Genomic DNA, 21,108 nt, shown 5'->3' on the forward strand with positions numbered 1-21,108 from the left:
TCGTGATCGCCGTACCCCGGCGGCGTCCCGGTATCCTGCCGGGGCCTCGTATCGCCCGGGATCCGGCGATGCGCACCCTCGCCCCGTGCCGCGCACTCAGCAGCAGGTGATGCGCCAACGCCTCGGCGTGGTGCTGGTGTTTCTCTTGGTCTCGGTGCTTGTGCTGGCCGTTCGTTTGGCCTGGGTACAGGTGGTGTGGGGCCCGGAGCTGTCAGCCAAGGCCGAGGAACAGCGAGCCCGCATCTATGTGGAGCCCGCGCGCCGGGGCGCTATCACGGACCGCGACGGCCGAGAAATGTCCTACACCATGCAGGCGCGCTCGCTGACGGTGTCCCCCGATCTGCTGCGCAAAGAATTACGGGAGCAAAAGGAACTGGAATTGCGCACGGAGGCAACCGTGCCACCGCAGGAAAGCGAGACCTACCTGAACGAACAGGTAGATGCCACCTTGACGGAGATGGCGCAGCGCATTCCGCAGATGATGAAGGATTCCGGTGCCTCCACCGACGATGTGTCCGCCACCGACATTGAGAAGAAGCTGCGGGCCGATAGCCATTACGAAGTTTTGGTGCGCAACGTGGACCCCGACGTGGCGGCGCAGATCGCCGAGACGTTCCACGGAGTCGCCGCCGATCACCAAGACATCCGCCAATACCCCAACGGTGCGGTGGGGGAGAACATCCTCGGCAAGGTCTCGATGGATGGCCAGGGGCAGTTTGGCTTTGAGGCCTCCGGGGATGCCCTGCTGTCCGGGATCAACGGGCGCATGACAGAAGACGTCTCTACGGACGGGCAGGTGATACCGGGAACCCTGCGCGACCAGGTTCCGGCCATCGACGGTAAGGATGTGCGCCTGACCGTGGACGTGGATGTCCAGAATTACCTCCAGCAAAAGGTGGACCAAGCCCGCGCCCATTCCGGGGCCAAGGACGCCGAGGCGGTGGTTCTGGACGCGCACACGGGTGAGGTCGTGGCCATGGCCAATACCGGCACCATTGACCCCAACGGGGACATCGAGAAGCAATTAGAGCGCGGCAAGGACTTCGATAACCCCTCTATTAGTGCTCCCTACGAGCCGGGCTCGGTGGCCAAGATCATCACCGCGGCCGGGGTGATCGAGGAGGGGCTCACCACCCCGGACGAGGTGCTGCAGGTGCCCGGAGCCATCAGCATGGCCGGGGTGACCGTCAACGACGCTTGGTCGCACGGAACGGTGCCATACACCACCACGGGCATTTTTGGTAAGTCCTCCAACGTGGGCACGCTTATGCTCGCCCAGCGCCTGGGCGAAGAAAAATTCGCGCAATACCTGGAGAAGTTCGGCATCGGGCAAAGCACAGGGGTGGAGCTGCCCAACGAATCCGCCGGCCTGCTACCCTCGCCCGAGCAGTGGTCGGGGGGCACCTTTGCCAACCTGCCCATCGGACAGGGCATGTCCTGGACCACGCTGCAAATGGCCAGCGTGTATCAGGCCCTGGCCAACGGTGGTGAGCGAGTGGAGCCGCGCATCATTAAGTCCGTGACTAACCCCGATGGAAGTCAGGAGGAGCTGCCGGAACCCAAGCGAACCCGGGTGGTACGACCGGAGACCGCGCGCACGGTGGTGGATATGTTCCGGGCCGTGACCCAGTCTGACCCCACCGGGGTGCAGTCGGGTACCGGACCGGGTGCCGCGATCGAGGGGTACCAAACCTCCGGCAAGACCGGCACCGCGCAGCAGGTGGATCCCAATACCGGGGCGTATTCCATGAGCGATTTCTGGATTACTTTCGCTGGTGTGGCCCCGGCGGATAACCCACGCTACGTCATCGCCGTGATGCTGGATGATCCCGATCGCGGGGTCGAGCCGGGCGGGCAAGGCGGGCAATCGGCCGCCCCCGTGTTCCGCGACGTGGCCTCCTGGCTCATGGACCGAGACAACGTGCCCACCTCGGCGCCGATGGAGGGCCTACTGACCCTTCAAGCGGGATAGAACTGTGACGATGAAGAAGAGCAAGAGACGAAAAGAGGGAAGCCAATGACAGCGACGCTTGAGAAGATCGTGCGCGTGACCGCGGGGCGGATCGCGATGGGCTCGGCGGATGAGGCGCGCGCCTTTACCACCATGAGCCTAGATTCCACCGCGGTGGAGCCGGGTGGATTGTTTGCCGCTCTGCCCGGAACGCGGGTGCATGGGGCTTCTTTCGCTCAGGAGACCGAGGCCGGGGCCATCCTCACCGACGAGCATGGCGTGGAGATTCTCAAGGAGGCCGGGGAAACCCGGCCGGTGATCGCGGTGGCAGACGTGCGCGACGTGCTGGGCTATGCCGCCGCGGAGGTCTACGGTCACCCGAGCCGCAGCTTAACGGTCCTGGGGATCACCGGCACCTCGGGGAAAACCACCACGAGTTACCTGGTGGAGGCCGGGCTCTTGGCCGCGGGTTACTCCGTGGGGCTGATTGGTACCACCGGGACCAGGATCAACGGGCGTGCGGTGCCGACCTCCCTGACCACCCCGGAGGCCCCCGTTCTCCAGGCGCTCTTTGCCCGCATGGTGGCTGAAGGGGTGACCCACGTGGTGATGGAGGTCTCCAGCCATGCCCTGGCGTTGCGCCGGGTACAGGGCATTCACTTCGCCGTGGGAGCGTTTAGCAACCTTTCCCAGGATCACCTGGACTTTCATCCCACCATGCAGGATTACTTTGATACCAAGGCGCTGTTATTCCGCGAGGACTCCCCGCTGCGTGTGGATGCGGCGGTCGTGTGCGTGGACGATTCCTGGGGCCGGCGCATGGCCCAGGTGGCGGGGCCGCGGTCCATCACGGTGTCCACCCGCGGCGAGCGTGCCCTTGTCCGGGCGCACGATGTGTGTGCCGAGGAACAAGGAACCCAGACCTTTCAGCTGGACGTGGCGGGAACCGACCTGACGGTTCGGCTTCCGTTACCGGGGCGTTTCAACGTGGCTAACGCCGCGCTGGCGGTGGCGATCGCGCATTCCGCTGGGGTGGACGCCGAAGCGTTTACCCGGGCCTTGGCCACGGTCACGGTGCCGGGACGTATGGAGCGAGTGAACGCGAGTCAGGACTATCTCGCGGTGGTGGATTACGCGCACAAACCGGCCGCCGTGGCGGAGGTGCTCGATACCTTGCGGGCGCAGGTGCCGGGGCGTGTCGGCATCGTGATCGGCGCGGGCGGAAACCGAGATCATTCCAAGCGGCCGATCATGGGGGCACAGGCGGCGCTGCGCGCGGACCTCGTGGTGGTCACGGACGACAACCCCCGCGACGAGGATCCGGCGTCGATTCGCGCCGCCATGCTCGATGGCGCCCGCGGCGCGGTCGATGAGCGCGACCCCCGCCCCGAGATTGTGGAGGTGGGGCAGCGCCGCGAGGCGATCGCCGCGCTGGTGGCATGGGCCCGTCCCGGCGACGCCATCGTGGTGGCCGGAAAGGGACACGAAAACGGACAACTTATTCGCGGCGTGAATCACCCTTTCGACGACCGGGAAGAACTGCGCCGCGCCATAGAAAGCGGTGGCGCGGAGAAAGAAAGGTAGAGGCGGCAGGGGCATGATACCGCTTTCACTAGCACAGATAGCCGAGATCGTCGGTGGCACACTACACGATGCTCCCGACCCTCACGCCCTCGTGACGGGTTCGGTGGAGTTTGATTCCCGCACGGTGGCACCGGGTGGGCTCTTTGCGGCGCTGCCCGGCGCCCGGGTGGACGGGCATGACTTTGCCCGTACCGCAATGGCGCGCGGCGCGGTGGCGATCCTGGCCGCGCGGCCGGTGGGGGTCCCCGCCATCGTTGTTACACCCCGGGGCAAGACGGACAGCAACGCGGAGCTGTTTCGCCACGATACCGACGGTTCCGCGGCCGCCGTGGTCGAGGCGATGTCCGCGCTGGCCCGCGCCGTGGTCGATCGTCTTGGCCGGGAGCATGGCCTGCGGGTCATCGGCGTGACGGGCTCGGCGGGCAAAACTTCCACGAAGGATCTGATCGCCTCGGTGCTGCGCAGGCTGGGCCCCACGGTGGCGCCCCCCGGTTCCTTTAATAACGAGATTGGACACCCCTACACGGCGCTGCGCTGCGAGCCGGAGACGAGGTTCCTGGTGGCGGAGATGAGCGCGCGCGGACTCGGGCACATCGCCCACCTAGTGCGGATCGCCCCGCCCTTCATGGGGGTGGAACTCAACGTGGGCAGCGCGCACCTGGGCGAGTTTGGCTCCCGGGACACCATCGCCCAGGCTAAGAGCGAGCTGGTGACGGCGCTGCCACCCGCGGGGGTGGCCGTCCTCAACGCCGATGACGACTATGTTCTCTCCATGACCCAGCAAACCCGCGCGCGGGTATGTACTTTTTCCGCCGCGGGCAACCCACAATCGGATCTGTATGCCACGGACGTTGAGCTCGACGATGTCGCCCGAGCCTCGTTTAACCTGCATTATCGGGGTGAGAACGCGAGGGTGGCCCTCCGGGTCTTTGGCGCCCACCAGGTACCCAACGCCCTGGCGGCCGCAGCCGTGGGGCTGGAAAACGGACTGGGGCTAGCGCAGGTGGCCGAGGCGCTTTCTGCACACGTCACGGCCTCCGCTCACCGCATGGATGTGCAGACCCGAGCCGATGGGGTGACGGTGATCAACGATACCTATAATGCCAACCCGGACTCCATGCGCGCCGGGCTCGCGGCGCTGGCTTCCACGGCGGCGGCGCGCCCGAAGGCGCGTTCCGTCGCGGTGCTGGGCGAGATGAGCGAACTTGGCGAGGAGGCCCTGGCCGCCCATCGAGAGCTCGGCAGGCAGGTCGCGCTGCAACGCATCACCGCCCTGGTCATGGTGGGCGCGAGCGAGCCGTGCCGGGCTGTGGCCCGGGCGGCGGCGCACGGCGGCGTGCACACGACCGAGGTGGATACCCTCGATGAGGCCGTGACGGCGCTGGAAGGCACCCTCGAACCCGGGGATGCGGTGCTGGTCAAGGCCTCCCATTCCCAGGGGCTGTGGCGGATAGCCGAGCGCCTGGTAACCGCGCATGACGACACCACCCGAGACGTTTCTAGGTAACAAGCAGGCGAAGGAATCCCCGTGACCCACATCATCATCGCAGGAATCGTTAGCTTCCTCGTCTCCATCGTGACCACCCCCGTCCTTATAAAGCGCTTCAGCAGCGAGGGGTTGGGCCAGGAGATCCGGGAGGACGGCCCCAAATCCCACCTGCGCAAGCGCGGTACCCCCACGATGGGCGGCATCGCCATTATCGCCGGCATCGTGGCGGGCTACGCCGTGACCGGGTTCTACGCCTTGGCGACGGACACCGGTTCGCGGGGATTTACCGCCTCCGGACTCTTGGTTGTGGCCCTGACCCTGGGCCTGGGTTTTCTTGGCTTTGCCGACGACGCCATTAAGCTCTTTAAGTCCCGCAATCTCGGTCTCAACAAGACCGGTAAGCTCGTGGGGCAGCTCGTATTGGGCATCGCGTTTGCCATCCTGATCCTGCAATTTCCGGATGACAAGGGCGTGACCCCGGGTTCGACCAATCTCTCCTTTATCCGTGACATTCCCACCGTGGATCTGGCCCTTGGCGGCGGACTCGGTGTGCTGTTTTTCGTGATTTTCATGGTGATCCTGATTAGTGCCTGGTCCAATGCGGTGAACCTCACCGATGGCCTGGACGGCCTGGCGGCGGGTACCACCTCCCTGGTAATGGGAGGGTATATGCTGCTTACCTTCTGGCAATACCGTAATTCCTGCGCCGAGCACGTGGGTCCCGGCTGCTATTCGGTGCGCGATCCGCTGGATCTGGCGGTGATTGCCGCGGCGGGTTTGGGCGCCTGCCTGGGATTCTTGTGGTGGAACGCCGCCCCGGCCAAGATCTTCATGGGCGATACCGGTTCCTTGGCCCTGGGTGGGTTGGTGGCTGGTCTCTCGGTGGTGTCGCACACGGAGCTGCTGATGATCCTCTTGGGCATCCTCTTCGTGATAGAGGTCTCCTCCGTGGTCATCCAGGTGGCCGTGTTTAAGTCCACGGGCAAGCGCTTCTTCCGCATGGCCCCCATCCATCACCACTTTGAAAACGGTGGTTGGGCCGAGACCACGGTGGTGATTCGCTTCTGGATCCTCGCAGCCCTGGCCGTGGCCGTCGGCATGGCGTTGTTCTACGGTGAGTGGATCGGTGCCACCGATGAATACACCGTGGTGGCCCTCCTCGAGGGGGCGGGAGCGTGAGCGCGGTAGCTCGAAAGAAGATTCCCGTGTATCTGCGCGGCCCCGCCCTGATCGCCGGCGCCGGGGTTTCCGGTCAGGCTACCGCGCGCATGCTGGATGCCGCGGGCGTGGAATACACCCTGGTGGACGATAAGGCGCAGGGGGCGCTGGGCACCCAGGAGGTCCTCGCTCGTTTGGATCACTACGGCTTCGTGGTCACCTCCCCGGGGTGGAGGCCCGACACCGAACTCTTTGTGCAGGCGCAGCGCCGCGCGATCCCCGTCCTGGGTGACGTGGAGCTGGCCTGGTGCCTGGACGAGGCGGAGGTCTTTGGCCCCCGGCGCACCTGGCTGGTGGTCACGGGAACGAACGGGAAGACCACCACGACCGCGATGCTGGCCGCCATGATGCGCAGCGGCGGATTCCGCGCGCAGGCCGTGGGGAATATCGGCACCGCCGTGGCCGATGTGCTGTGCCTCCCCGGCGTCGCGCACGGCGCGGAGCGCGTGGACGTCCTGGTCGCCGAGCTGTCGAGCTTCCAACTGCACTGGTCGCAGCGGCTGATTCCCGATGCCGGGGTGCTGCTCAACCTCGCGGAGGATCACCTGGACTGGCACGGCTCCTATGCGGCCTACGCCAAGGCCAAGGCCAAGGCGCTGCGCGGCCCCGTGGCCGTGGCGGGCATGGAGAGCCCCGAGGTTCGTGCTCTGGTGGAGGCCGCGGGGCTGAGCGATGCCGTGGTTGCCTTCGGGCTAGGCGAACCTGCTCCCGGGGGGCTGGGGGTGGTGGAAGGCTACCTCGTCGACGCCGCCTACGGTTCTGACAGGCAGGACGCTACCGCGGGCCTCGCGCTGGCCCCCGTCGAGGGCATCGAGCCCGCAGGACCCGCTGGGGTGCTCGATGCCCTGGCGGCCGCGGCCATCGCCCGCAGCCAGGGCGTGGGCCCCGAGGCGATCGCGGAGGCCCTGCGCGATTTCCACGTGGCGGGACACCGCGGGCACGTGGTGAGCGAGCACGGCGGGGTGCGCTGGGTGGACAACTCCAAGGCCACGAATCCCCACGCTGCCGAGGCGGCCCTGGCCGCCGAGGAATCCGTGGTGTGGGTCGCCGGTGGCCAGCTCAAGGGAGCGGACGTGACCGACCTGGTGCGTAGGTATGGTTCCCGTATGCGCGCGGCGATCGTCCTTGGCCAAGACCGCCTCCTCATCGAGGAGGCGTTACGCGCCTATGCCCCCGGCGTTGAGATACACGGCGTGGCCGAGCGCGATGCGCGGGAGGCCATGAATCAGGTGGGCGAGATCGCGCAGCGTGTGGCCCGCCCGGGGGACACGGTGCTTCTCGCGCCGGCGGCGGCCTCGCTCGACATGTACACCGGGATGGGGCAGCGCGGAGACATGTTCGCCGCCGCGGCGCTGCGAGCCGCGGCCCGGGAGCAGGAAACCCACCGAACTGCCCCGCTCGACGGGGCCGATCAACCACCGTCGAGCTAGGACGAGGGAGAGAACCCACATGAGTACCATCACCGCGCCGACGGCCCCCACCGAGCCGCCCTCCAGAGTTGCCCAGGCGCTTCGTCGCCTTCAGCGCTCGATGGATGCGCAGCCAGGCTTGGATTATCTGATGCTGCGCATCACGGTCTTCCTGCTCACCGGCATCGGTCTGGTGATGGTGATGTCCTCCTCCATGACCTGGTCGATCATCGAGGGTGCCACGGTGTGGAGTACCGCCTTGCGCCAGGGCAGCATGGTGGCGGCGGGCCTGGTGATGTTGTGGCTCTGCCTCAAGATCCCCCCGCAGACGGTGCGCAGGTGGTCCACCGGGATTTTGCTCTTTGCCGTGGTCCTGCTGATCGCGGTGCTGGTTCCCGGGATCGGCACGGGGCGCGAGGAGGTGGGCTCCCAGTCCTGGATCGTGCTGGGTCCGCTGCGGCTCCAGCCCTCCGAGTTCGCCAAGGTCGCCATCGCCATCTTTGGCTCGCACTTCCTTGCCAATCGCCGGGTGGAAAGCTCCGGGCTGCGCAGCCCTTATACGCTCTTTGCGGGTATCGCCGCGATCCTGACGATCCTCATCATGGCGGAGGGCGACCTGGGCATGGCGGTTTCCTTCGCCATTGTGGTGCTGTTTGTACTCCTCTTTGCGGGGGTGGAGTATCGCTGGATCGTGGCGGCGCTGGTCGTTGGCGCCCTGGGCATGATTTTCGTGCTGACCCTGGGCGGGTTTCGTTCGCACCGCTTGCACGTGTACTTCGATGCGTTCTTTGGCCACTTCGACGACACCCGCGGCACCGCGTTCCAGTCCTATCAAGGCTTCCTTTCCCTGGCAGACGGCGCCGTGGGGGGAGTGGGCCTGGGCCAATCGAGGGCCAAGTGGTTCTACTTGCCGGAGGCGCGCAACGACTTCATCTTTGCGATCATCGGTGAGGAATTGGGCTTGTGGGGCGGCGTCCTCGTGATCATCCTCTTTGGCATTCTGGGGTTTTTTGGTTTCCGCACGGCGCTGCGGGCGCGGGATAACTACCAGTCCCTCCTGGCGGCCACGCTCACGGCGGGCATCGTCTCCCAGGCCTTCATTAACATCGGATATGTGGTGGGATTGCTGCCGGTGACCGGCATCCAGCTGCCCATGATCTCCGCCGGCGGCACGTCCGCGATCATCACGCTGACCTCCATGGGGTTGCTGGCCAACGTGGCTCGCCACGAACCCGAGGCGGTCTCGGCGGTGAAATCTTATGGTCGCCCGATGTTTGATCGGCTGTTGTTCATCGCCGAGCCGGAGGCAGAGGAGCACGCGGAGCAATCCCGGCGGCCCCACGGTGCGCGCCGCGGGCGAGCGGGGGAGGATCCCCAGGAGCGCTTCGGTCAGCCGGTGACGAGTCGTCCCCGCCGCACCGCGCCGGGGATGCGCGCGACAGAGCGGCCGGGTGCCCCTGCCGATTCCGCTCGGCCGCGGCGGGATTACGATGGGGGTTCGACGCGCAATCCTCGACCCCGGGGATCCGCTTCCGGGGAGCAATTCCTCTCGCCCCGGCAGCCACGAACAAGGAGAAAAAAGTAAAACATGGCGCAGCAATCTCAGAGCCCGTCCGTGGTCGTCGCCGGTGGCGGCACGGCGGGCCACATTGAACCGGCCTTGGCGGTGGCCGAGGCGTTGCGGGATCGCCACGGCATCCGGGTCACGGCGCTGGGAACCGAGCGTGGCTTGGAAAAGGAGCTGGTGCCTGCCCGCGGTTTCGATCTGAGGATGATCCCGCCGGTGCCCGTGCCGCGCAAGCTCAATACCGATCTGATGCGCCTCCCACTCCGGGTACGCGGTGCGGTGCAGGAGACCAAGAAGATCCTGCGCGAAGTCTCCGCGGATGCGCTCGTGGGGTTCGGCGGGTACGTGGCGGCCCCGGCCTATCTCGCCGCCGCCAGCCTGGGGCTTCCTTTTTACGTTCACGAGGCCAACGCCAAGGCCGGCCTGGCCAATAAGCTGGGGGTGCGGCTGGGGGGCACGGGGTTTAATGCCGTGGCCGGTTCCGGCATGAAGGGAGACGTGGTGGGCATTCCCATCCGTTCTTCGCTCTCCGGCGATCGCGAGGGCGAGGCCGCCGAGCGGGCTCGCGCGGCGTGGGGCCTGGATGCGGATCGCTCCACCGTGTTGGTGACGGGTGGTTCTCAAGGGGCGGCCAGCCTCAACAAAGCCCTGGCCGGTGCCCTGGGCGAGATCACCGGGGCGGGCATTCAAGTGCTGCATGCCTACGGAAAGAAAAACGAGGCCCCGCAGGCCTCCAAGCATTACGTGCCGCTGCCGTTTATCACGGACATGGCCGCCGCCTACGCGGTGGCTGACCTTATCGTGTGCCGTTCCGGGGCGATGACGGTGGCTGAGGTCACCGCTGCGCATCTTCCCGCCATCTACGTGCCGCTGCCGCACGGCAATGGGGAGCAGGGGCTCAACGCCAGGGACGTGATCGAGGCGGGCGCGGCGCGCACCATCGCGGATGCCGATCTCGAGGGGAAGCAGCTAGCGCGCGACGTACTCGCCATCCTCTCGACCCCGCACGAGCACCAGAAGATGCGTCGCGCCGCCGCCGGGCGGGCGAGGAATAACGCCGCAGAGGTCATTGCCGATCGCGTGGCCGCGGCCCTCGATTGACCGTTATCGTGCCCTAGATGAGCAGAAGAAAGGACATTCTTTCTATGACTTTCCTGGAAACAGCCTCGACTGCCCTCATGGATCGGGTGCACCTCGTGGGAATCGGAGGCGCGGGTATGTCCGGGCTGGCCCGGATCCTGCTGGACCGGGGGAAGACGGTCACGGGGTCGGACGTTTCCGCTTCCGCCGTGGTGGAGTCCCTGCGTGAGGCCGGGGCTACCATCGCGGTGGGGCACGCGGCGGACAACCTTGAGCTCAGCGGTCAGCCGCCCACGGTGGTGGTGACCTCTTTTGCCGCGATTCCCAGGGATAACCCGGAGCTGATGGCCGCGCGGGAGCGAGGCATCGATGTCATCCGGCGTTCCGACCTGCTGGCCCTGCTGATGGAGGGGCGCGACCAGGTGCTCATCGCAGGAACGCACGGCAAGACCTCCACCACCTCCATGACGGTGGTGGCCATGCGCGAGGCCGGGCTCGATCCCAGTTACGCGATCGGTGGGCAGCTCAATCGCGACGGCTTGGGGGCGCATCACGGGTCCGGCGCGGCCTTCGTCGCGGAGGCCGACGAATCCGATGCCTCCCTCCTGCGCTACCGCCCCCGAGTGGCGGTGGTGACCAACGTGGAGCCGGATCACTTGGATTACTTCGGTAGCGCCGAGGCGTACTTCCGGGTATTCGAGGATTTTGCCGCCAGGATCGCCCCGGATGGGTACCTGGTGGTGTGCGTGGAGGACGATCGCGCGGTGGAGGTGGCCCTGCGGGCGCAGGAGCGCGGGGTGAGCGTGCGCGGTTACGGCAGCGCCGAGGCCGCGCGCAGACACCCCGGGATCACTATGCTGGCCACCGTGACCTCGATGGAGGCTAGCGCCTCCGGAACCCACGTGCGGGTGAACCTGGATGGCACGCCGGTGGGCATAGAGCTGGGAATCCCCGGGCGGCACATGGCGCTCAACGCTACGGCGGCGATCAGCGCCGGATACCTAGCCGGGGGCGATCCGGAGGCGCTGGCCGAGGGGGTATCGAGCTTCGACGGCGTACGGCGTCGCTTCGAACGCAAAGGACAGGTCGCCGGAGTAGAAGTGTACGACGACTATGCGCATCACCCCACTGAGGTCGAGGCCGTGCTGCGCGCGGCGCGAGAGGCACAGGAGGCCGCCGGTGAGGGGGGACGCGTGGGGGTGGTATTCCAGCCGCACCTGTATTCGCGTACCGCGGAGTTCGCCGGTGACTTTGCCCGGGCCCTGAGCCTCGCGGATCACGTGGTGCTGCTCGACGTCTTTGGCGCGCGCGAGCAACCTCGCGAGGGGGTGGATTCCGGGTTGATCGCCCGGGATATCGCCCCCGGCGTGGCGGTGCAGGAGCCTGACTTTGAGGCCGCACCCGCCCGGGTAGCGGGCTGGGCCCGTCCGGGCGACGTGGTGTTGACGATGGGGGCGGGAACCGTCACCCACTTGGGGGCGCGAATCCTCGACGAGCTGGGGCGCTGAGGTCGCGGCATGGCTTCTGTGAGCTGGTTTCCGCGACGTCTGCGCCCGCGCGCGCTGCTGATCACGGTGGCGGTCGTGGTCGCCTTGCTCGTCGGAGTGGCCGTGGTGCTGTGGACTCAGCCCGTGTTCATGGTCTCCGAGGTGGAAGTCACGGGGAATCGTCATCTCTCGGTGGAACAGGTGCGGGAGAGCAGCGGCGTGACGGAGGGGCAAAACCTGGTGCGCGTCGATGAAGAGGCGGCTGCCACCGCCGTGGCGCAGCTGGAGTGGGTGGAGAGCGTGACGGTCTCGCGCTCACTGCCGGCCACGGTGAGCATCGCGGTCACGGAGCACACCCCCGTGCTCTTTCGGCGCGAGGGCGATCAGCCGTTGCTGATCGACAGCCACGGCCAGGCATTCGCCTACGGTGATCCCCCCGAGGGCACGGTGGAAGCCACAGGCGAGGCCGTGGGGGACCGCGACACCATGAAGTCCCTGGTAGAGGCCGTCAGCGCCATGGACCCCGGGGTGCGTGCCCAGGTGGCCTCGGTCTTTGTGCCGAGTAAGTGGGAGATAGAGTTTCGCCTTGCCGACGGCCGCGTGGTGTACTGGGGTTCCTTGGAGGGCTATCGGGATAAGGCGCTGGCCATGCGCACGGTGCTGACCCGGGAGGGGCAGCGGTGGGACGTGTCCAATCCGCGCCTGGTGACGGTGCGATAACGTCACCCCCATAACCTTCAATCCATACTTGAGGGTTCCGACACGCCGCGGCAAATGTCCGCCACCCCGGCAGGTTTTTCCCTCATGATGGACAGCGTAGATTTGTATGGAACCCTCAACTCTTCTGAAAGGCGAGCCGCATCTCATGACCTCTCCGAATAATTACCTCGCCGTCATCAAGGTCGTCGGCGTCGGCGGCGGTGGCGTTAATGCCGTGAACCGCATGATCGAGGAGGGACTCAAGGGTGTTGAGTTCATTGCGGTCAATACCGATTCCCAGGCCCTGATGTTCTCCGATGCGGATGTGAAGCTGGACATCGGCCGCGAGGCCACCCGAGGCCTGGGTGCCGGAGCTAATCCCGAGGTGGGACGCGCCTCGGCGGAGGATCATAAGTCGGAGATCGAGGAATCCCTCAAGGGCGCGGACATGGTGTTTGTGACCGCGGGCGAGGGCGGTGGCACCGGTACTGGCGCGGCCCCCGTGGTGGCGGGCATCGCCAAGAAGATGGGAGCCTTGACCATCGGCGTGGTCACCCGTCCTTTCAAATTTGAGGGCAAGCGGCGCACCCGCCAGGCGCTTGAGGGTATTGACGCGCTCAAGGAGGTCTGCGATACCGTCATCGTGATCCCCAACGATCGCCTGATGGAGCTCGGGGACGCGACCTTGTCCATGATGGAGGCTTTCCGCGCCGCCGATGAGGTGCTCCACAACGGCGTGCAGGGTATTACCAACCTGATTACCACCCCCGGCGTGATCAACGTGGACTTCGCGGACGTGCGCTCCGTGATGGCCGATGCCGGCTCCGCGCTCATGGGCGTGGGCTCCGCGCGCGGCGATAATCGCGTGATGAACGCCGCCGAGCAGGCTATTAACTCTCCTTTGTTGGAGTCCACGATGGAGGGCGCCACCGGCGTGCTCCTCTCCGTGGCCGGTGGCTCCGATCTGGGACTGCACGAGGTCTATGAGGCGAACTCGATGGTGGAGGACAAGGCAGACGAGGACGTCAATCTCATCTGGGGTACGATCATCGACGATAATCTCGGCGATGAGGTGCGCGTGACCATCGTGGCCACCGGCTTTGATGCCGCCACCAATGCGGTATCGGAGCCCCCCCGCGAACAGGCCTCGGCTGCCCCAGAGGCCCCGTCGGAGGAGCCCACTCCTGCGCCGAGCGAGCGCGGTTCCTTGTTTACCGAGCGCGAGCGCCACAGGGATGAGGAAGCTCCCGCGCGGCATCGGCTGGATTCTTCGCCTCGCCGCGAGGGCGGCAGCGGTTTATTCACCCACCGCGAGGAGGAACGCGATTGGCGTCGCCGCGAGGACGATGGGGACGAGCTCGACGTGCCGGACTTCCTGCGCTAGATTCCGGTGGTATGCCGCTGATTGATGAACCCCGCCCCGTCCGCAAGGTTGTGACCAGCCGCGCGGGCGGGGTTTCGCCTGCCCCCTACGACTCGTTGAACCTCGCGCTACACGTGGAGGACGATCCGCAGGTGGTGCTGGCCAACCGGCGTCGATTGGCCCGGGTGGTGGGAGTTCCCACCGGGCGCTTCGTGTGGATGGAGCAGCTGCACACCAACACGGTGACGGTGGTGGAGGGGCCCTCCGACGAGCCGGTGGCGGCCACGGACGCGCTGGTGACCACCGCGCCGAACCTGGTGCTGGCGGTGCTGGTGGCGGATTGCGTTCCGGTGCTGCTCTCTGACGCGAGGGCCGGGGTGGTTGCTGCGGTTCATGCGGGCCGGCTCGGCACCCGCAACGGCATCGTGCCGCGCGCGGTGGAGGCGATGGTGGGCTGCGGTGCCCATCCCCGCGATATCCATGCGCTGCTGGGGCCGGCGGCCGCGGGGGAATCCTACGAGGTGCCCGAGGCGATGGCGCGGGACGTAGACGGCCGCGTGCCGGGCTCCTACGTCCGCACGCGGGCTGGAACACCGGGTTTGGATCTGCGTGCGGGGATCGCCGGGCAGCTGCGGGCGGTGGGCGTGCGGGCGATCGACGTGGATCCCCGCGATACTATCGCCGATGAACAGTTCTTTTCCCATCGCCGCGAGGGACGCACGGGTCGCCAGGCCGGGTTGGTGTGGATCGAGAGAAAAGAGGATTGATGTATCGCTCCGAGGAGCTGAGCCGCAACCTTCGACGGGTGCGGGAACAGATAGCGGGGGCCGCTCAGGCGGCGGGGCGCGATCCGCGGGAGATCGCCCTGCTGCCGGTGACCAAGTTCCATCCGGCCAGCGATGTCGCGGCGCTTGCGCAGTTGGGTGTGCGCGAGGTGGGGGAAAACCGGGAACAGGAGGCACGGGCCAAGGCCGAGGAAGTGCCGGGCGTGCGATTCCACATGATCGGTCAGGTGCAGACCAAGAAGGCTAACGCCGTGGCGCGCTGGGCGGCCAGCGTTCATTCGGTGGATTCCCTCAAACTCGTCGCGGCCCTGGATCGCGCGGTGGGCAGGGCCCTCGACCGGGGCGAGCGCGAGCAGCCGCTGGACTGCTTCGTGCAGTGGAGCGCCGATGGCGACGAACGGCGCGGGGGCGCCGTCGAGGTAGCCCCGCTCCTCGATGCCCTTGCCGCCGCGGCGCATCTGCGGGCCGCCGGGATCATGTGCGTGCCGCCCGTGGGTGCCGACCCCGCCGAGGTTTTTGCCCGCGCGCAGAACCTGCGTATCCGCCAGCAGGAGCGCATGGGAAGGCGCCTTGCGCTGTCTGCCGGAATGTCCGCGGATATGCGCGAGGCGATTGCGGCGGGGACGGATATTGTGCGTGTCGGAACGGGAATCATGGGCGCGCGGCCGTTAGCCTGAAGAACGATCAAAAAAGCCACCGCGGTGCCACGGGCGTGCCGCGAGCAGAGGGGACGTGAGAGATGTCGATTATTAAAAACGCCAAGGAGTTCTTTGGCCTGGCGCCGGCGGATGCCTACCACGATGACGCCTACTACGGCGAGGATGTCCGCTACGAGTCGCAGGGCAGCGCCGCATATCAGCCGCGCCGCGAGCCGGGCTACGAGTACGGCGCGGATTATGGTCGCGAGCGCGGTGCCACCCCCAGTCGGCACGAGCCGGTCAGCCGGGGGAGCGTGAATCGCGCGGTGGCCTCGGCACCGTACTCGCCGTCGGTGATTCCGGTGCGGCTGACCTCCTTTACCCAGTCGGCCGAGGTCGGTGAGCCGTTCCGTGACGGCGATGCTGTGGTCTTTGACCTCAGCGGCATGGATCTGGATGAGGCCAAGCGAGTGCTCGACTTCGCCTCGGGTCTGTGTTTTGCCTTGCGCGGTCAGATGAAGAAGCTGGTTCCTCGCGTCTTTGCCATTATCCCCGATGGCGCCTCTATTTCCACTCGGGAGCTTGAAGCTGCCGCTCGCCTGCGCTAAGCGGGCTGCCTCGGTTAGGCTAGATGACCGTGACTGACCTTGGCCTTGTTCTCTTGATCCTGCTGCGGATCTTTATTCTGCTGCTCGTGGTGCGCATCGTGATCGAAATGATCCAGTCTTTTTCCCGGAGTTTCCGTCCGCCGCGCGCCTTCTATCTGGTAGCGGAGCCGATCTTCCGGGTCACGGATCCACCGTTGAAGGCCCTGCGTCGGGTGATCCCGCCGCTGAACATGGGCGGGCTGGCGCTGGATATCTCGGTGATCGTGTTGTTCTTGATCTGTTCCCTGCTGGGCGAGCTAGTGAAGGTGGCCTTCCTGTAGCCCCATGTTTTTCGCGCTCGCGCCCGAGGGCGGGAATGTGATTCTGATTGGCGGAAATGCTCAAGATCAACTAAAGAATTACGTGAGGTACTATACTCGGTGTCAGTGTGGAACCAGCTACACTGGCTGCGAAGAACCGCAATGCAAGTGAACGAACGTAACCGTAGGGCTTGAGCGGCCTTACGCCAGCCCCATCGGGGCGGATGAACTCGAAGGGATCTCCAATGCCGCTGACACCAGCAGACGTGCACAACGTAGCTTTTAGCAAGCCGCCGATCGGCAAGCGGGGTTACAACGAGGACGAGGTGGATCAGTTCCTCGACCTGGTGGAGGACACCCTCGCTCAGTTGCAGGAGGAAAACGAGGATCTGCGTCAGCGCGTGGACGAGCTCAAGGGCTCCTCTTCCGCCTCCTCGGGGACGTCCTCCTCCCGCTCCGCTTCTTCCTCGGCCACGGACGAGTCCGCGCTGCGCCGCGAGATCGAGTCCGAGCTGCGGTCCGAGTACGAGGCTCAGCTCACCCAGGCGAAGAAGGCCACGCAGAAGGCGGAGGCGGACATCAAGGCCGCCCGCGAGGAGACCGAGCGCGCGAAGAAGGAGGCCGCCGAGGCCAAGAACCGCGCCTCCTCCGCCCCCACGCAGCAGGCTCCGGCCGCTGCGGCCGCGGCCTCCACCGACGCGAACGTGCAGGCCGCCAAGGTGCTGGGCATGGCCCAGGAGATGGCCGACCGGCTCACCACCGAGGCCCAGATGGAGTCCAAGTCCATGCTGGACGAGGCCCGCCAGGCCGCCGAGAAGCAGCTTGGCGAGGCCGACCGCAAGGCCCGTACCTTGGTGGCCGAGGCGGAGAAGAAGTCCGAGGAGACCCTGTCCGCTGCGCGCACCCGCGCCGAGACCCAGGTGCGCCAGGCCGAGGAGAAGGCCGCCGCCCTCAAGCAGGACGCCGAGCGCAAGCACTCCGAGATCATGTCCACGGTCAAGCAGCAGCAGACTGCCCTGGAGTCGCGCATCGCGGAGCTGCGTACCTTCGAGCGCGAGTACCGCACTCGCCTCAAGACCATGCTTCAGAGCCAGCTGGAGGAGCTGGAGTCTCGCGGTTCCACGGTGACGAACTCCGCGGAGAACTAAATCGGCTTTCTCGTGCGCTGCCCCATCGCGAAGACCCCTCGCGGTGGGGCAGCGCCGCGCGCGGGCTACTCCCGTGCAAGGGGATAGACTGGCCCCATGCTCGTCGCCGCCCTGATCTGTACCGCCCTCGCCCTGGTGAGCTTCGTCCTCGTGATTGTCACGGGCTATACCCTCGGATTGGTGGCGATGTTCCTCCTCGTGGCGGCGGCCGCCGCCCTGTTAGTGATCGACGTCGGCTCAAAGCGCCATCCTGCGGGGCGGCATTCGACGGACAAGCAGGAGCGCTATACTGTGAATCATATGCGTTGATCCGGCCATCACCGGGGAGTATTCGGAAGAACGGCGGCGTCGCTTAGTAGAACCGAACGGCCAAGGCCCGTTACGCCTTCACTACATCAATGAAGCGGCCGCGCGGTGGCGACCCACGCGCTCGGCAAGCAGGGTGGTACCGCGCGGCTCGTCTGCGTCCCTGCACCCTAGGAACGGATGAGTGAAGGAGCAAGGTCGCATGGCAGAAAGCGCCGGACACGAGGAGAACGCGGTGGGATCGGTGTATCCCCGGGTCGATCTTACCGGGGGATCCACCCGGTTCCCCGATATGGAGCGCGAAGTGTTGGCCTACTGGCAGCAGGACGGCACATTCCAAGAATCGTTGCGTCGCCGCGAGGGTTGCCCGGAGTACGTTTTTTACGACGGACCGCCCTTTGCCAACGGCCTGCCGCACTATGGGCACCTGCTCACGGGGTACGTCAAGGACATCGTCCCGCGCTTTAAGACCATGCGCGGTTACCACGTGCCCCGGGTCTTTGGTTGGGACACCCACGGCCTGCCCGCCGAGCTGGAGGCGGAAAAACAGCTCGGCATCAAGGACAAGGGCGAGATCGAGGCGATGGGCCTGGCCAAGTTCAACGAGTACTGCGCCTCCTCGGTACTGCGCTACACGGAGGAATGGAAGCAGTACGTCACCCGGCAGGCGCGCTGGGTGGACTTTGATCACGGCTACAAGACGATGGATCTTTCCTACATGGAGTCCGTGATCTGGGCCTTCAAGCAGCTCTACGATAAGGGCCTGATCTACCAGGGCTTCCGCGTCCTGCCCTATTCCTGGGCGGAGCACACCCCGCTGTCGAATCAGGAGACACGCCTGGACGATTCCTACAAGGAGCGCCAGGATCCCACCCTCACCGTGATCATGCCGATCACCGGGGCCCAGCCGGGCAGCCCGGGCGAGGCCACCCTGGCGGAGCACCCGGAGCTGGGCGAGGCAGCCGCGATCGCCTGGACCACCACCCCCTGGACGCTGCCCTCCAACATGGCGCTGGCGGTTAATCCGGAGGTGGACTACGCGCTGGTGCGGGTGGGCCAGGAGGGCGCTGAGGGCTTCGCGGGTGCCACGCTGCTGCTGGCCGACAGCCTGCGCGGAGCCTACGCCAAGGAACTCGGCGAGGACGCCGAGGTGCTGGGTACCCACCGCGGTGCGGATCTGGTGGGGCTGACCTATCGGCCCATCTTCCCGCACTTCGCGGACAAGGCTAAGGAGGGCGCCTTCCGCATCCTGGGCGCGGACTACGTGACCACCGAGGACGGCACGGGCATTGTTCACCAGGCCCCGGCCTTCGGTGAGGACGACATGAACACCTGCCAGGCGGAGAATATTCCGATGGTGCTTCCGGTGGACATGGACGGCACATTCACCTCCCTGGTCCCGGAGTACGAGGGCCAGCTGGTCTTTGACGCCAACAAGAACATCATCAGAGACCTGAAGGCCACCGGCCGGGTGTTGCGCCACCAGACCATCGTGCACTCCTACCCCCATTCCTGGCGCTCCGGGGAGCCGCTCATCTACATGGCTTTGCCCAGCTGGTTCGTCTCCGTGACGAAGATCCGGGATCGCATGGTGGAGCTCAACCACGAGGACATCGAGTGGATGCCCGAGCACGTGCGCGACGGGCAGTTCGGCAAGTGGCTCGAGGGCGCGCGCGACTGGAACATCTCGCGCTCGCGCTACTGGGGCTCGCCCATCCCGGTGTGGGTCTCCGATGATGACGAGTACCCGCGCGTGGACGTCTACGGCTCCCTCGACGAGCTAGAACGCGACTTCGGGGTGCGCCCGGCCTCGCTGCACCGCCCCGACATCGACGAACTGACGCGCCCCAACCCGGACGATCCCACGGGTAGGTCCACCATGCGCCGCGTACCGGACGTGCTCGACGTGTGGTTCGATTCCGGCTCCATGCCCTTTGCCCAGTTCCACTATCCCTTCGAGAACAAGGAGTGGTTCGAGTCCCACGCCCCGGCCGACTTCATCGTGGAGTACATCGGGCAGACCCGTGGTTGGTTCTACCTCCTGCACGTGCTCTCCACGGGGCTGTTCGACCGCCCTGCCTTTAAGAAGGTGGTGGCCCACGGCATCGTGCTGGGCGATGACGGCCTGAAGATGTCCAAGTCCAAGGGCAATTACCCGGACGTGAACGAGGTCTTTGACCGCGACGGTTCGGACGCCATGCGCTGGTTCCTCATGAGCTCGCCCATCCTGCGTGGTGGTAACCTCATCGTCACCGAGCGCGGCATCCGGGAGGGGGTGCGTCAGGCCCTCCTGCCGCTGTGGAACGCCTATTCCTTCCTCCAGCTGTATTCTTCCCGCCCCGCGACGTGGTCGGTGGATTCCCCCGACGTGCTCGATCGGTACATCCTGGCCAAGTTGCACGACGTGGTGGCTAGGGTGGAGCGTGCCCTGGATGCCACGGACATCGCCGCCGCCTGCGATCAGGTGCGCTGGTTCTGCGACGCGCTGACCAACTGGTACGTGCGTCGCTCCCGCGAGCGTTTCTGGGCGGGCGACGAGGAGCACCCGGAGGCCTTCAACACCCTATTCACGGTGCTCGAGACCATCACCCGCGTCACCGCGCCCCTGCTGCCCTACGCCAGCGAGGTGATCTGGCGGGGACTGACCGGGCAGCGCTCGGTGCACCTCACGGACTATCCGCGCACCGAGGACTTCCCCTCGGACCCGGACCTGGTATCCGCGATGGATGCGGTGCGCGGGGTGTGCTCGGCGGCCTCCTCGGTGCGCAAGGCCCACAAGCTGCGCAACCGGCTGCCGCTGCCGGCGCTGACGGTGGCCATGCCCGGCTCGGCCTCCCTGGCGGACTTCGCCGGGATCATCCGCGACGAGGTGAATGTCAAGGAGGTCATCTTAAGTGACGACGTGGACGCGGTGGGCCGCTTCGAGGTGGTGGTCAATGCCAAGGTGGCGGGCCCGCGACTGGGCCGCGACGTACAGCGCGTGATCAAGGCGGTCAAGGCCGGGCAGTACGAGCGCGTGGGGGATCGCGTGGTGGCCGAGGGGGTGGAACTGGCCCCCGAGGAGTTCACCGAGCGCCTGGTGGCCGCCCACCCGGAGTCCACGGCGCGGATCGACGGCCTGGGTGGATTGGTATCCCTGGACATGGAGGTCACCGAGGAGCTCGAGGCCGAGGGCTGGGCGGCGGATGTGATCCGCGGCCTCCAGGACGCCCGCAAGGCGGAGGACCTGGCGGTCTCCGATCGCATCGCGGTGGTGCTCTCCGTGCCGGAGGACAAGCGAGAGTGGGTCACCCGGCATCGCGACCACATCGCCGGCGAGGTGCTGGCCACCTCCCTGGAGATTGTGGCTGGGGAACTGTCCGGTCGGGTGCACGAGGTGGTCAAGGGGGTCACGGCCACGGTGGTGGTTCCCGGGGCCTAGCATGCGACCTTCGTACATCTGATCGACAAACGGTGGCGGGTGCCGTATCCTCACGG

General features: G+C 66.4%; 17 protein-coding genes. All 17 read left to right on the forward strand.

Annotated features, from left to right (window positions below):
• The first annotated feature begins 109 nt into the window (after positions 1 to 109).
• The 17 genes from H7347_RS01270 to ileS all read left to right on the forward strand — a co-directional run bounded on the left by H7347_RS01270 (position 110) and on the right by ileS (position 21,052).
• Positions 110 to 1,972 (forward strand): penicillin-binding protein 2, encoded by a 1,863-nt coding sequence (locus H7347_RS01270; RefSeq protein ID WP_152821248.1) that lies wholly within the window; start codon positions 110 to 112, stop codon positions 1,970 to 1,972.
• Positions 1,973 to 2,017: 45 nt separating this feature from the next.
• Positions 2,018 to 3,535: a UDP-N-acetylmuramoyl-L-alanyl-D-glutamate--2,6-diaminopimelate ligase gene (locus tag H7347_RS01275; RefSeq protein ID WP_152820561.1), complete on the forward strand. Its 1,518-nt coding sequence runs from the start codon at positions 2,018 to 2,020 to the stop codon at positions 3,533 to 3,535.
• A 13-nt stretch (positions 3,536 to 3,548) separates the two neighbouring features.
• The gene (gene murF / locus H7347_RS01280; protein ID WP_152820564.1) at positions 3,549 to 5,042 is read left to right on the forward strand and encodes a UDP-N-acetylmuramoyl-tripeptide--D-alanyl-D-alanine ligase; all 1,494 of its coding nucleotides are present in this window, start codon (positions 3,549 to 3,551) and stop codon (positions 5,040 to 5,042) included.
• 21 nt (positions 5,043 to 5,063) lie between these two features.
• A complete protein-coding gene (gene mraY, locus H7347_RS01285) occupies positions 5,064 to 6,203 on the forward strand; it encodes a phospho-N-acetylmuramoyl-pentapeptide-transferase (RefSeq protein ID WP_186337088.1) in 1,140 nt (379 codons plus the stop codon).
• Positions 6,200 to 7,672, forward strand: coding sequence for a UDP-N-acetylmuramoyl-L-alanine--D-glutamate ligase (murD, locus tag H7347_RS01290; RefSeq protein ID WP_186337089.1), 1,473 nt, complete (start codon positions 6,200 to 6,202; stop codon positions 7,670 to 7,672). The genes mraY and murD overlap by 4 nt, the downstream gene beginning before the upstream one ends.
• 19 nt (positions 7,673 to 7,691) lie before the next feature.
• Complete coding sequence (locus H7347_RS01295; RefSeq protein WP_152820566.1) at positions 7,692 to 9,236, forward strand: FtsW/RodA/SpoVE family cell cycle protein; 1,545 nt, start codon at positions 7,692 to 7,694, stop codon at positions 9,234 to 9,236.
• A gap of 3 nt (positions 9,237 to 9,239) precedes the next feature.
• The gene (gene murG / locus H7347_RS01300) at positions 9,240 to 10,319 is read left to right on the forward strand and encodes an undecaprenyldiphospho-muramoylpentapeptide beta-N-acetylglucosaminyltransferase (protein WP_152820568.1); all 1,080 of its coding nucleotides are present in this window, start codon (positions 9,240 to 9,242) and stop codon (positions 10,317 to 10,319) included.
• A gap of 44 nt (positions 10,320 to 10,363) precedes the next feature.
• Positions 10,364 to 11,806 (forward strand): UDP-N-acetylmuramate--L-alanine ligase, encoded by a 1,443-nt coding sequence (gene murC, locus H7347_RS01305; RefSeq protein ID WP_152821252.1) that lies wholly within the window; start codon positions 10,364 to 10,366, stop codon positions 11,804 to 11,806.
• 9 nt (positions 11,807 to 11,815) lie between these two features.
• Positions 11,816 to 12,505 carry a cell division protein FtsQ/DivIB gene (locus tag H7347_RS01310; RefSeq protein WP_152820570.1) on the forward strand — a complete coding sequence of 230 codons (690 nt, stop codon included), beginning with the start codon at positions 11,816 to 11,818 and terminating at the stop codon, positions 12,503 to 12,505.
• A gap of 145 nt (positions 12,506 to 12,650) precedes the next feature.
• Positions 12,651 to 13,868: a cell division protein FtsZ gene (gene ftsZ, locus H7347_RS01315; protein WP_152820572.1), complete on the forward strand. Its 1,218-nt coding sequence runs from the start codon at positions 12,651 to 12,653 to the stop codon at positions 13,866 to 13,868.
• 11 nt (positions 13,869 to 13,879) lie between these two features.
• Positions 13,880 to 14,614 carry a peptidoglycan editing factor PgeF gene (gene pgeF / locus H7347_RS01320; protein WP_152820575.1) on the forward strand — a complete coding sequence of 245 codons (735 nt, stop codon included), beginning with the start codon at positions 13,880 to 13,882 and terminating at the stop codon, positions 14,612 to 14,614.
• Positions 14,614 to 15,309: a YggS family pyridoxal phosphate-dependent enzyme gene (locus H7347_RS01325; protein ID WP_152820577.1), complete on the forward strand. Its 696-nt coding sequence runs from the start codon at positions 14,614 to 14,616 to the stop codon at positions 15,307 to 15,309. The genes pgeF and H7347_RS01325 overlap by 1 nt, the downstream gene beginning before the upstream one ends.
• Positions 15,310 to 15,371: 62 nt before the next feature.
• The gene (locus tag H7347_RS01330) at positions 15,372 to 15,878 is read left to right on the forward strand and encodes a cell division protein SepF (protein WP_152820578.1); all 507 of its coding nucleotides are present in this window, start codon (positions 15,372 to 15,374) and stop codon (positions 15,876 to 15,878) included.
• Between the two features lie 29 nt (positions 15,879 to 15,907).
• Complete coding sequence (locus tag H7347_RS01335) at positions 15,908 to 16,198, forward strand: YggT family protein (RefSeq protein ID WP_186337090.1); 291 nt, start codon at positions 15,908 to 15,910, stop codon at positions 16,196 to 16,198.
• A gap of 224 nt (positions 16,199 to 16,422) precedes the next feature.
• A complete protein-coding gene (locus H7347_RS01340) occupies positions 16,423 to 17,325 on the forward strand; it encodes a DivIVA domain-containing protein (RefSeq protein WP_152820582.1) in 903 nt (300 codons plus the stop codon).
• Between the two features lie 96 nt (positions 17,326 to 17,421).
• Positions 17,422 to 17,634 (forward strand): hypothetical protein, encoded by a 213-nt coding sequence (locus H7347_RS01345; protein WP_152820584.1) that lies wholly within the window; start codon positions 17,422 to 17,424, stop codon positions 17,632 to 17,634.
• A gap of 199 nt (positions 17,635 to 17,833) precedes the next feature.
• Positions 17,834 to 21,052 carry an isoleucine--tRNA ligase gene (gene ileS, locus H7347_RS01350; protein ID WP_152820587.1) on the forward strand — a complete coding sequence of 1,073 codons (3,219 nt, stop codon included), beginning with the start codon at positions 17,834 to 17,836 and terminating at the stop codon, positions 21,050 to 21,052.
• Positions 21,053 to 21,108: the final 56 nt, after the last annotated feature.

This window comes from Corynebacterium sp. zg-331 (assembly GCF_014267345.1).
Lineage (GTDB): Bacteria > Actinomycetota > Actinomycetes > Mycobacteriales > Mycobacteriaceae > Corynebacterium.

Bases quoted from the DNA above. Each gene is read 5' to 3' on its own strand.
- H7347_RS01325 (WP_152820577.1), top strand. From the start codon at position 14,614: ATGTATCGCTCCGAGGAGCTGAGCCGCAACCTTCGACGGGTGCGGGAA.
- H7347_RS01345 (WP_152820584.1), top strand. From the start codon at position 17,422: ATGCTCGTCGCCGCCCTGATCTGTACCGCCCTCGCCCTGGTGAGCTTC.
- murF (WP_152820564.1), top strand. From the start codon at position 3,549: ATGATACCGCTTTCACTAGCACAGATAGCCGAGATCGTCGGTGGCACA.
- H7347_RS01275 (WP_152820561.1), top strand. From the start codon at position 2,018: ATGACAGCGACGCTTGAGAAGATCGTGCGCGTGACCGCGGGGCGGATC.
- H7347_RS01295 (WP_152820566.1), top strand. From the start codon at position 7,692: ATGAGTACCATCACCGCGCCGACGGCCCCCACCGAGCCGCCCTCCAGA.
- pgeF (WP_152820575.1), top strand. From the start codon at position 13,880: ATGCCGCTGATTGATGAACCCCGCCCCGTCCGCAAGGTTGTGACCAGC.
- H7347_RS01270 (WP_152821248.1), top strand. From the start codon at position 110: ATGCGCCAACGCCTCGGCGTGGTGCTGGTGTTTCTCTTGGTCTCGGTG.
- ileS (WP_152820587.1), top strand. From the start codon at position 17,834: ATGGCAGAAAGCGCCGGACACGAGGAGAACGCGGTGGGATCGGTGTAT.
- H7347_RS01330 (WP_152820578.1), top strand. From the start codon at position 15,372: ATGTCGATTATTAAAAACGCCAAGGAGTTCTTTGGCCTGGCGCCGGCG.
- ftsZ (WP_152820572.1), top strand. From the start codon at position 12,651: ATGACCTCTCCGAATAATTACCTCGCCGTCATCAAGGTCGTCGGCGTC.
- murC (WP_152821252.1), top strand. From the start codon at position 10,364: ATGACTTTCCTGGAAACAGCCTCGACTGCCCTCATGGATCGGGTGCAC.
- H7347_RS01340 (WP_152820582.1), top strand. From the start codon at position 16,423: ATGCCGCTGACACCAGCAGACGTGCACAACGTAGCTTTTAGCAAGCCG.
- H7347_RS01310 (WP_152820570.1), top strand. From the start codon at position 11,816: ATGGCTTCTGTGAGCTGGTTTCCGCGACGTCTGCGCCCGCGCGCGCTG.
- murG (WP_152820568.1), top strand. From the start codon at position 9,240: ATGGCGCAGCAATCTCAGAGCCCGTCCGTGGTCGTCGCCGGTGGCGGC.